General features: G+C 47.0%; 10 protein-coding genes. 6 read left to right on the top strand and 4 right to left on the bottom strand.

What is annotated here, in order from left to right; translation table 11 throughout:
- Positions 1 to 76 precede the first annotated feature (76 nt).
- The 3 genes from Pan54_RS01750 to Pan54_RS01740 all read left to right on the top strand — a co-directional run bounded on the left by Pan54_RS01750 (position 77) and on the right by Pan54_RS01740 (position 2011).
- Positions 77 to 238 (top strand): helix-turn-helix domain-containing protein, encoded by a 162-nt coding sequence (locus tag Pan54_RS01750; RefSeq protein WP_165441527.1) that lies wholly within the window; start codon positions 77 to 79, stop codon positions 236 to 238.
- Positions 239 to 525: 287 nt separating this feature from the next.
- Positions 526 to 906, top strand: a complete 381-nt coding sequence (locus Pan54_RS01745) for a hypothetical protein (protein WP_146501859.1) — start codon at positions 526 to 528, stop codon at positions 904 to 906.
- A gap of 118 nt (positions 907 to 1024) precedes the next feature.
- Positions 1025 to 2011, top strand: a complete 987-nt coding sequence (locus Pan54_RS01740; protein WP_165441826.1) for an IS30 family transposase — start codon at positions 1025 to 1027, stop codon at positions 2009 to 2011.
- Between the two features lie 399 nt (positions 2012 to 2410).
- Here the strand turns inward: Pan54_RS01740 and Pan54_RS01735 are convergent, their stop codons facing one another.
- The 4 genes from Pan54_RS01735 to Pan54_RS01720 form a co-directional block, all read right to left on the bottom strand.
- Positions 2411 to 4936: a M14 family metallopeptidase gene (locus Pan54_RS01735; protein WP_146501857.1), complete on the bottom strand. Its 2526-nt coding sequence runs from the start codon at positions 4934 to 4936 to the stop codon at positions 2411 to 2413.
- 236 nt (positions 4937 to 5172) lie between these two features.
- Positions 5173 to 5535, bottom strand: a complete 363-nt coding sequence (locus tag Pan54_RS01730) for a carboxypeptidase-like regulatory domain-containing protein (RefSeq protein ID WP_207310020.1) — start codon at positions 5533 to 5535, stop codon at positions 5173 to 5175.
- Positions 5536 to 5704: 169 nt separating this feature from the next.
- Positions 5705 to 6688, bottom strand: a complete 984-nt coding sequence (locus tag Pan54_RS01725) for a DUF1559 domain-containing protein (RefSeq protein WP_146501855.1) — start codon at positions 6686 to 6688, stop codon at positions 5705 to 5707.
- Between the two features lie 285 nt (positions 6689 to 6973).
- Positions 6974 to 8167: an AraC family transcriptional regulator gene (locus tag Pan54_RS01720; protein ID WP_146501854.1), complete on the bottom strand. Its 1194-nt coding sequence runs from the start codon at positions 8165 to 8167 to the stop codon at positions 6974 to 6976.
- A gap of 337 nt (positions 8168 to 8504) precedes the next feature.
- On the opposite strand from Pan54_RS01720, the gene Pan54_RS01715 reads away from it, so the two are divergent.
- The 3 genes from Pan54_RS01715 to Pan54_RS01705 all read left to right on the top strand — a co-directional run bounded on the left by Pan54_RS01715 (position 8505) and on the right by Pan54_RS01705 (position 11444).
- The gene (locus Pan54_RS01715; RefSeq protein ID WP_146501853.1) at positions 8505 to 9818 is read left to right on the top strand and encodes a peptidase C45; all 1314 of its coding nucleotides are present in this window, start codon (positions 8505 to 8507) and stop codon (positions 9816 to 9818) included.
- 51 nt (positions 9819 to 9869) lie between these two features.
- Positions 9870 to 10628 (top strand): BPL-N domain-containing protein, encoded by a 759-nt coding sequence (locus Pan54_RS01710; RefSeq protein WP_146501852.1) that lies wholly within the window; start codon positions 9870 to 9872, stop codon positions 10626 to 10628.
- Between the two features lie 90 nt (positions 10629 to 10718).
- Positions 10719 to 11444, top strand: a complete 726-nt coding sequence (locus tag Pan54_RS01705; RefSeq protein WP_146501851.1) for a hypothetical protein — start codon at positions 10719 to 10721, stop codon at positions 11442 to 11444.
- Positions 11445 to 11540: the final 96 nt, after the last annotated feature.

Here is an 11540-nt window from a genome sequence, read left to right as displayed (position 1 = left end):
ATATTCGTATTTGCGACACTATCTAATAGTAGTAAAATTAACAAATCAGTAGCAAACAATGAAAAAGGAGAATATTATGCTAACTGTATCAGAGATCGCAAAAAGTCTAGAGATCAATCCTACAACGGTACGAAGATTGATCGAGACTGGAGAAATTACCGCTTATAAGGTTGGAAAGACCTATCGAGTAACAAAAGAGGATTACGAGAAATTTCTAGCAAACAACAAAGTCGGGTAAGAGGAAAGGAAAGGTAACCCTACCTGAAATAATGCTCGAAAGAGATTGCACTAACGATCCCCCACTGGTAATTAATTTCTAGTACCAAAAAATAGTGGATGGGTCAAAAAACTGAAGAACTTGAACAACTTGAAAAAACTGATTTATTAACTTGATAACCTGACCAACTTGTAAACTTATAAACTTGAACAACTTGAAAAAACTAATTGTTGAAATTTCGAAGTAGAAATTGTCAACGAAAAAGCGGAAGGAGAAAATACACATTAAAAAGTAAAGTATATTAAATTATGAGCGAGTACGTTAGTGAAAAAATCGTCGTTAACAGTGACGTGATGACGATTGAAGCGGGAGCTTACGAAGCGAAATTTATTGGCATGACTGATTGGCTGATAAACGAAAAAAGCGATAAACAGACCATTTATCGAAGGTTCGACTTCGAAGGCGAAGAGGGAATCAAGTATGCCGCCTTTGCTGATAAGCCAAAAATGGCTCCCAGATCGGCAAATAAATACGGTAGATTCTTATTAGGATTAAGTGGTCGGGCGGCAAATTCAACTGATTTATGCGAAATTGATCCGTCCGAGTTCGTTGGTAAAAAATATCAACTAATTTATGCACCTAATACCAAAGGTAATGTTGCGTTATCAGCGTTTACAATGATGAGATGAATATAAAAGAAAGGTGGATTCAATTTTGAAATGCACGGGTTGATGGAAAAAGAGTGACATTCGTGAGATGGTTTGTTTTGACCAAACGACCATCAATCCTACTAAGAAGAAATCACGAATGTCACACACGCATCTTACTGCTGAGGAACGTGATTCCATAGCGCACATGCACGCCCTGGGACACTCTCGAATAGAAATTGCGCGCGAGTTATCCCGAGACCCCAGCACGATCTCCCGAGAACTGCGGCGGAATTCGGATGCGACCGGGAAGTATTTCGCCGGGAAAGCCGACCGCAAAGCGCGACGGCGTCGACAACTCTGCAAACTCCCCTGGAAACTCAACCACGCTCCGCTCAAAGAATTCCTGCTCGATAAGTTGTCTCTCAAGTGGTCGCCGGAACAGATTGCAGGTCAACTCTTGCGACTGCATCCTCGGGAGGCCAGAATGCGAATATCCATTGAGACGATTTACGCCTGGATCAAAGCAAACAAAAAGCAGGGCGGCAACATCTACAGGCAGCTGCGTCAATCGAGAAAGAAACGCCGCAAACGCTACGGCACAGGGATCTCCAGACGATGCGACCCGACCAAAAAGCCAATGGATCAGCGACCGGTTTCTGCACGCAATCGTTCGCGGATCGGGCACTGGGAATCGGATACCATCGAGGGTCAAAAGGGGACCGGCTACATTGTCACGCATGTCGAACGCAAGACCGGCTATCTTGTGGCGAGCTATCTGCCGGACAAGAAAGCATCGACGTTGAACGCGGCTTCGGTGTTTGCGTTTGAGGGGTTGCCATCGTCATTGATTCGAACTTTGACGACGGACAACGGGAGTGAGTTTTCGGGTCATCGAGAGTTGGAGCAAGCCCTGCATTGTGCGATCTATTTTGCTCCGGCTCGCCAGCCGTGGCAACGCGGCCAGAATGAGAACACCAACGGGCTTCTGCGGCAATACTTCCTGAAGGGGAGCGATTTCCGTAAACTGAAAGCCGAGGATATTCAAGCGGCTGTGATGGAGTTGAACAACCGGCCTCGCAAAAAGTACCAATTCAAATCACCACACGAACTGTTCGAACCCAAAACCCGTGCATTTCAAAATTGAATCCACCTGGAAGTGAGTACGGAGATCCCACCTGAAGAATGGACTTCTATAGTTCCTCAGCATTACAGTGGGAAGCATTATTTTATCTAGGAGATTGAAGCAGGACACAACAATATCGACCTTAATTTCAGCAGTGATCCAAATGGGACCGAACTTCTTACTCTCGATACTTCATCTCAACAAATATGCTCAAATACGGCATGAGAATCTGACTACGCTCAAGCGAATAACGTAATCAGTCTTCCAAGAGTCGATGACTGGTTTAAGTTGTCCATATTTATGGCGCTGGATCTGGACCAATATTGTACCCGATCATGGGTTCTAGATCCGATCTGGTTTTGGTACGCGATTACTTGCCATCGTCCAAAAGTATCAACATTATCAATAGACATGGCAGATTTATTTTTTATCAGCTGTAAAAAATATTGAGCGGAATAGTAGTGAGAAAGTCGCTTGCGACCAGGCTCGATAATGGGGGCGAAAGCCAAACAGGTGCACATCTCCTTCGCCATAGGGACAGACGGCCCAAGCCATTTGATCGTGAATGATTTCTTCTTTCGCGATGTACCCCGAGTACAGCACGCGCGTGGGAGCATACTTCAGCAAAGTCGTAACGGTCTCGGGTTTGAGTTCTACATCTTTAAGTTCCTCTTTGTTTTTCACTCGCCATGCTGTCGACTTCGCAAAGTAAACTGCAATATCTGGAGGTAGGCCAGCCGTGAAGGGATGCTCCTCAAAGACACTACGCAGAACACTTCCCGGACACGAAAATTCCTTGGCTGATTTTTCTTCGGTGACATCTACGAGTGGAAGTTGCAGGAGGTCAATCATCCAGTTGCTCGCATCATCAAAGGCGATAACTCGTCCCCCTTGCCGAACGAAACGTTCAAGGGCAATTGCTCCCTCTGGTTCCAGTCCCTCGCTAAACTGAGGTGGAGAAGGTTCCGGTTTGCGGCCATGATTTAATTGAACTTTGGTGACATCAGGGATGATGATGACATCCACGAGATCCTCTAATCTCCCGGCTCGAATGGTTTCATTGCGAAGTGTCTGGAAGGGAATCTCAAATTCATCGAGCACCCACCGCAGCCAGCCCTCATCCATACTTCCTGTCCAAGGGGCATACACACCAATTCGGGGAACGCTGCGAATGGGAAGTGTGTCTTCTTCAGGTTTTGCTCCCGGAAGAATAAGTCCGGCGTTTGCTCCTTTCACAACGAATCGATGTTCAGTTCCAGCTTGCAAACTGTTGACCAGTTTAGTCCAGCTACTACTATCGAGAGAGGAAAGGGCGTTGCTGGCAGAGGGATCGGCCAGACGTTTGTCACCTGGAAACTCTGTTGTCGACGCTCCTGAATTTGGGAGCAGCGACACGTTTGCCTGAAAGTCATGGTTGACAGTAACGCGATGGACTCCCATCAGTAATGGAATCGTCCAGCCTGAAACATCATAGGGAGCCCTTCCCTCGGGGAATTTCTGGAGTTCAAATAGATCTTTAACGTAATTGCCGTATGGTTGATCGCGCCAGATGATGAGTGTGCCAGGAGGGTAAGTTCGCCCATCAGCCACAAACTCCGCATCGGCTTTGCTCACTTCGACACCAGAAGCCATCAGGATATCGGCAAGACGTCGGACGGCATGCAGGTCACGATTTTCAATTGTTATCAGCCAGGCTCGAGGGCCGCCGGCTTTTCCAGAGGCAATACTTCGCTCGGCTGCCTCCATGGCATTTCTCAACCAGAACTCCGGTTCTCGATTGATGCTCGCCAGGAGTGAACGGCCGAACGAAAGTTCGTACTTAACAATATCATTCAATCGCCACCATCCGCCCGGCCACGGCTGAATAAAACTGTTGGATGGCTGATATTTCTTTTGCCCCAGGGGATCTCCCAACACGGTTTCTTCCTGAAAGACTGGAGAGGCAATCTTAACCGAAGCCGCTTCGGTCAGAATTCCGATTGTGTTGTGACGCGCGGGCACACTTCGGTTTCCACCGTTCCACCAGTTGTCATAAGAAACTCCGGTAGCGATTCCATTTAACCCTTCCCGTTGCATATCCATTACCGCTCGAGTTCCCAGCACATTGATGCCGGCGACGATACCTGGGTCGAGGTTCGGATTTAACGGGTCTCGATAAGGAGGCACAAAAAAACGTTCTCGCGAATTCCCCTGTTGATGAACATCCCACAGAATTTGAGGGAACCACTCCTGATACATGAGCCCGGTTAAATGTCGGGTTTCTGCCTGGGTGAGCATAAACCAGTCCCGGTTATTGTCGTGCCCCGTGTAGTATTGATAGAGTTTGGTCATCGACGTTCCCTCAAAGGGAGTGAAAACGTGTTCGCGATACCATTGCACAACATGATCAACGCCATCTGGATTCAATGACGGCGTAATCACGACGACGATATTCTCGCGAGCGGAACGGAACGGTTCTTCTTGTGAGGTGGCCAGCTGCCAGGCGAACTGCATCCCCATCTCCGTGGCGGCTGCTTCCGTCGCATGCATGGTTGGTGTCACGAAAAGAACGACTTTCCCTTCATTAATAGCCCATTGCTTCTCCTCATCTGATCGGTTTCGGGGATCTGTAACTATGCTGGTTTGCTTCTTAATTTCATCAAGATTCTCCAGATTGGTTTTACTGGAAATAACGGCTATTAAAAACTCGCGCCCTTCCGTCGTCTTCCCGACTTCTCTCAATAAAACATTTTCACTCTGATCGGCAAGTTGACGATAGTAGTCGCTGACCGTGGGCCAATCCGCGAGTTTAAAATCCGTTCCGACTGGACGTCGCAAATAGTCTTCGGGACTTCTTACCCCATCAGATTGAACCGGTTCCTGTGCATAAATTCGGTTTGCAGACAGCACAAGGCTCGATACCAATGAGACGGTTAAACAAAGCGAGAGCATTAATCGATTAAACACATTCACATCCAGGCTATTTACAATGATTCGATTTAATGATTTTGACTGAGGTACAACTGAGATAAAGAGATAACTATCGACAAGAGCAAGTTTTTCTCGAATTCAAATTGGAATTAAACTCATCATGATACACAGATCGTTCTCACTGATCTCGCATCACTAAAAGAAAACGCTCTCGGTTGAATTCAATCGAGAGCGTTTCGAATCATTGTGAGAGTCGAATTTCCGTTTCCAGATTATCCCTCGCCACTCATTGATGAAATCACATCGTCCTCATCAGGACTCTTTTTCAGATCGAATGTGAATCGAGATTCACTCTCATCTGTGACGACTACTTTCGCCACTCCATTTTCCTGATACAGCATGGAAATTTCCAGAGGCTGAGATGAGTCTTTGACTTTTGTGCCTTCTTTACTAAGGACCTTAACCAGATATTCCCCGGCAGGTGCTCCCTTACCGTAGCGATGAGTTTCCAATTGAAACTGGCCCATAGAATCCGTCAGACCAAAAGCGCGTGCACCGCTCGGAGCATCAAAGACAACACTGGCATTCTCGACCGGTTGCCCCTCAAAGGTAATAGTCCCACTGACAGATTTCATCTCGTAATCTGGCTGCCCAGATCCAGAACATCCGATCTGGAAACACATGGCAGCCATCAGGAAAAAGAGTTTAGGTAAGTCAAGCTTTAAATTCATAAACAGTGATCCGATTCAATTGCCACGATAGAAGAATGAAGTAGGAATGAGAAGAAGGTTTATTCAAATCAACTTAAAACTCACCCAGGACCTCACCGTCATCGCGGGCTGCCAACCAGTTCGTGGTTTGTGAGTCCAGATTTTCTGAAAGGAATCTCACGCTGCCATCAGTCAAGACAAACTGAACTCCCCCCTTGTGATGTGAGCTGAAAGAATTACTATTGGTTCCGTTAATGGAGTAGAGTGATTCCGGGTTTCCACTCCCGTTGAGTCCTCGTAAGGTCTGATGGGTAGCGACGTTACTGCGGGCCCCATCAGCATCAACTCCAGCCCAGACTGAACCACGATAATCAATCAATGTTCCCGAGGAATTACGCACTCCGTTAATCCCATAGGCAACTTCACCGATCATAAGAGTATTTGAGGTGCCATCAGTAATATCACGGAATTTCTCTGAACTGTTTGAGCTGAAAACTCCATTACCGCCGCTGATGCAACTCCCCGAGTAGTAGGCACAATCATCACCTGAATAATTGTATTGTGTATTCAAATCACCAAATACCCCTTTGTATGTGGAAATGGCATGAGGTTCATCTGTTGGATCATCAATCAACCTTTCATTCAGGTTACCACCAGGACAACTTGGACAGCGGAATGTTTCAATAGGTGTTTGAGTTAACGGAACCATCGTAGCCGATCGTGAGAGAATGGTTGCGTTGGGTGACAGTGCGTCCCATAGAGCCGTCTGTTCGAGTTGTGGCAGAATCATTGTGCCCCAACCCCAACCCGGCCCTGCAAATGTCGACGAAACGCTGTAATCACGACGATAAAAGCCAGAAGGAAAACAGGAATGGGCATCGTGATAATTGTGAAGTGCCAAACCGATTTGTTTCAAATTGTTTTTACAGGAAGAACGACGTGCTGCTTCCCGAGCCTGCTGAACAGCTGGCAGTAGTAATGCTACCAGTATGGCAATAATAGCGATAACAACTAATAATTCGATGAGCGTGAATGCTTTTCGATTCTGTACCGAAACCGACAATTTAGAATCTTTCATGATGACCCTCATAATGGTATTGAAAACGATTGCAAGCCGCATGAGAATATTTTCTTCATGTTGGCTGCTTTAAGATAATTAGTTATAAACGCTCTTCAAGTGAGTACGAGCGTCGTTTGCGCAAAGTGATTAACGTTTTTTGCAGTCATAAGTTCTGCCCGATATCGGGCGATGGCAGGAATGTGTGAAACAGGGAATGTGGGGAGTGTCAAGTAGGGAGGTTTTCTCGCAGATGAGATTTCTCACTGGAGCGATCAGAAGACTCACCTATCAATAAGGAGTGATTTATTCGGTCGTAGTGCTGTAGGAGTAGTTACGACGGAATTGACCAGGCGTCTGGCTGGTAAGCCGTTTGAAGAATCGGAGCATCGCATTCTGACAGCTGAATCCGGTTCGATCACTGATCTCTGATAAAGAAAGTGTGGTCCGTTTTAAATAGGATTTAATGACTTCCAGTCGAGCCGTGCGAATTTCATCAGCGGGAGTACGATTCAGTGAACGTCGGAAACGCTCCTCAAGAGAACGTCGTGAAACATTGAGTGCTCGAGTCAGTTCATCCACACTGATTCCACTGGCCGAGTTCCGTCGGATAAAGGCAACCGCTTCCTGAACAATATCGTCTTGTGTAAATATCGTATCAGTCGAAGTTTTCTCAACAATTCCTTCAGGCTGAATTAAAATTGGGGATTCTCGAGGCGTTCCGCCATTCATCAATCGTTGCAGTTCTTTGGCCGCTTCAAACCCAACGGTTTCAGTTGATTGCTGAACATAAGAAATCGGGAAGGGGCACAGCGAAGAGAGCGTGGGCTCGTGTTCAATCGCCAAGATTGCAACATCGTTAGGAATATCGAATTGCTCATTGAGGCTCGTCAACATTATTTCCCGGGCCACGTTAGTCGACCAGGCGATCAATCCAACAGGTTTTGGCAATGAATGGATCCAGCCCCGCATCCGGCTTCTCTGAAAATCGTAATCTGACGAGGGAAAATTTGGATCCGGATCAAAACAATTCAATGAGCCACCAACACCGTCAACGACTGATTTCACTTCATCCAGGACGGGATCGTTATAGTTATAACAGAGAGGTGGACCAATATAGGCAAACGATTCAAATCCACGCTCAACATAGTATTCTGCAGCCATTCGTCCACAGGCTTTGGGATCGGAAATCACTTTGGGGCAATCCAGAGAATGTTCTGTATGCCAGGAAACATTGACGCAGGGAATCCCTCGCGATTTCACAGAATCATGAATTTCTTCATCAGCAATTCGGGCAATAATCCTCTGTCCTGACCAGTCAGAGGGAAGAATTGGTTTCTGAGAAAAATTTCGTGGTGCCAGCCAAAAATCCCAACTGTCATATTCGTCAGCAAAGCTCACTATTCCACTGACGACAGAGCGAGACCATTGACTCGCATTCAGGACCAGCAATGCGATTCTCAGCCGATCATTCATCGCTGGGATACGACATGCGATCATCTTCTCAGCACCTCTCCAATTCAAATCATATTCATAGGGTAAATAAATAGACTAGTAAATCCACCTAATGCACAAAATGTGCAATCGACGTTCCAAATTTGTTCGTTACAGAGAGAATGTTAAAATAATCAAGAATCGCCAAAGGAATTCGAGCCTGTTTTATTAATGTTCAGCCAATATACTCTGAGTAAAGACTTAGCGTGAAGTGTTATCTTTTCTGCGCACAATGTGCTTGCCAATTTTTCACTTTCGCAGAGACTGCCTATGTTGACAGCGGGTATGCATAGTCTTCCCGCACTCCTCCCTTTTCAAACACGATCAATTTAAAAGGAAGTTTATGCGAGCCCGAGAAAAACAATTGACGATTCGAACAAGTATGATCCTCTGGGGGGCACTCATCGCGTTTTTACCCTCGGTTGTTACCGCCTGCACGACGGCCGTCATTAGCGGAAGAGCGACAGTTGACGGTCGTCCAATTTTATGGAAAAACCGCGATACCTCATCGAGACGGAATGAAGTCGCATTTCTCGAAGGTGGAAAGTATCGAGCGATCGCGGTCGTCAATGCGGGTAGTCGCAGTTCCGCTTGGATGGGTGTAAATGAAGCCGGATTCTGTATCGAAAACTCGTTAAGTAAAGACTTGAATACTGACGGCGAAAGAAGTGGCCCGGGCAATGGCGGGTTTATGAAACTTGCACTTGAAACGTGCCGTACGGTTGAAGAGTTCCGTCAACTCCTCGAAAAGACAAATACATCTGGTCGCAGAACCAATTCCAATTTTGGCGTAATCGATGCCCAGGGTGGTGCTGCTCTATTTGAAACAGGTGCGACATCCTTCAAAATGTTTGACGCAAACGATCCCGCGATTGCACCGAATGGATATCTCGTTCGCTCCAATTTTGCGACAACTGCACAGGAAGTGAGTCCTCAGCCATCACTTGAAGAATTATCTGGAAAAACGCTCTATTCAGCCGATCGATTCAGTCAAGCCTGCACGCTGCTCAGTTCACCAGGCGAAGCCGGGGTTTCTGTCGAATATATGATCCGAAATGTCTGCCGGGATCTTTCCGATGCTCCTGGTGCTGCCGTTTGCGGAAGTGTGAATGATCCCTCAGGAAAGCTCCCCGAAATCATCAATGCCGACTCCATGATCAGTCGGACAACGACCGTATCAGCCGCTGTTTTTCACGGCGTGAAAGCAGGGGAAGATCCCTTGATGACAACAATGTGGGCCTTTCTGGGTGATCCTAAATTTTCCATCGCGGTTCCCTGCTGGACATCAATGAGCGACATTGCCCCGCCACTCGTCGGTGAGAAGGAAGCTCCGATTGGTGCGATTGCCAACACCATGCGAGGCTGGAGCTTTGTCGATGGAGACAAAGGAGTTGATTCTACGGTATTGACGGGAATTTGGAGTGATGTCTGGAAGGTCGAAGATCAGATTCTTTCCGCGACTGCCAGAGCTCGCTCAAAATGGGAATCCAAAGGGGTCAACCCAAGAGATATGAATGCGGTTCATATGGAGAGTGCTCGTCGTTCCTATCAGGCTATGTTGACCGAACTCCGACAACTCAAGAACGCCGCACTCACCATTAAAACTCCTGCACCACCAAAGTTTGAGCCGGTCACAAAGACAATTCTGGTTCCCTAAGCAGTCACCCGACCTTCATAAAACTGTATCATTTCAATAAGGCTGAATTCGATGAATAAAATCTCCCAGGCCCTTCTGGCGGGTCTACTGATGCTGATGCCAACGATTGTTATCGCTGAAAATGTTCAACTCGTTCGCGTGGCTATCTATGATCATTCTGAGGAAATCTCCAATGGCCCCAGTAACCTGTTGCGATTTTTAATCCCCGTACATGGCTTCTCTGCACAGCGCGTTTCACCGGAGCAAATTCAGGAAGGTTGTCTCAGCGATTTCGATGTGCTGATTATGCCTGGCGGTTCCGGTAGTAAACAGTCAGAAAAACTGCAGGAAAGTGGTCGTGCACAAGTGAAGGAATTTGTTCGTAATGGAGGCGGATATGTCGGAATCTGCGCTGGCTCCTATCTCGCATCCTCTCACTATTCATGGTCACTCGGTTTGATTAACGCAAAAGTTTGGGATCGAGAACACTGGGCTCGAGGTCAGGGAACGGTTTCGTTATGCCTGACCAGTTCAGGGCGCGAAGTGCTGGGCTGCAAACAGAAAGAAGTTGACGTCTACTACGGTCAGGGGCCACTTCTTGTTCCTGATAATCAGTCTGATCTTCCGGGATATGAAGTCCTGGCCTCATACGGCAGCGAAATCGCCAAGAAAGGCGCTCCTGTTGAAGCCATGATCGACACTCATGCTGTGATCCGTTCCAAATATGGCGAAGGAAGAGTCATTTGTTTCAGCCCTCATCCCGAAACCAAGGATGGCCCAAACTCACTGATGGCTTCTGGCATTTACTGGGCCGCACAGCTGAAACCATAAACCGGGCCATGATTATTTCTGACATCTGCTGAAATCACTTTTATCTTCAGCAGATCGAGTCTAATTCTACCAAATTAAATTGAGAACGGAATGTCTGAGTTACCGCCTGTCAATGCTCCTTATTTTGAGTTTGGACAATTTCAGAGGACGCCAAAGTCACTGCCTGAAAATGCACTGATCTATAATTATCCATGGGATGAACTGCCCCCGTTCGGGGAATCCGATCAGACAATTTCTCTGCTGGGGTACGGTAGTTTGATGAATCGGTCCTCCGCCGCTCAGGTACTCTGCTCCGAGACCATGTCGACTGCTCGCTCTGTAATTGCCTGGGGGGCTCGCCGGGTTTACAACACCATCAGCCTGAATCGGATGGCATATGCAGAATACTGCCATCCTGTAGATTCAGATTATGGTGTCTTAAACGCCATGACAGCTGACGGCCATTGGTTCAATGCCGTTGAATACCAAGTCCGCCAGGAGGATATTGAATTTCTCCGCACCAGAGAAAAAGCCTACGATCTAATTCCCGTCTGGATTTCCGACTGCAACACCCCCGCAGAGACGAATCGCTGGGCCTACTTTTTTTCACGGAGACAATCATTCTGGAACGATACTCAGATCCTGTATGATGCCGTCGTTCCCTTGGAAAAGTATCATCAAATCTGTGAAACCGGCTGCCGGGAAATTGCTGAAGACTTCCTGGAGATGTTCCGTCAATCGACTTGGTTGAACAACGGGAATCAATCCTTGAGTATATCCGAAGAAATGATAAGGCTAGATTTGCAAACGGCTACCGTCGCAAGGCGAGTGATCTGATATCACATATCTCCAGGAGACTAGATGAATATCACTACTGCAGCTCTCAGTTTACGGTAACGGTATTATGAAAATTGAGTGCTATTAACGCAGTCG

This window comes from Rubinisphaera italica, assembly GCF_007859715.1.
Lineage (GTDB): Bacteria > Planctomycetota > Planctomycetia > Planctomycetales > Planctomycetaceae > Rubinisphaera > Rubinisphaera italica.
This window is presented reverse-complemented; position numbering and strand designations above follow the sequence as displayed.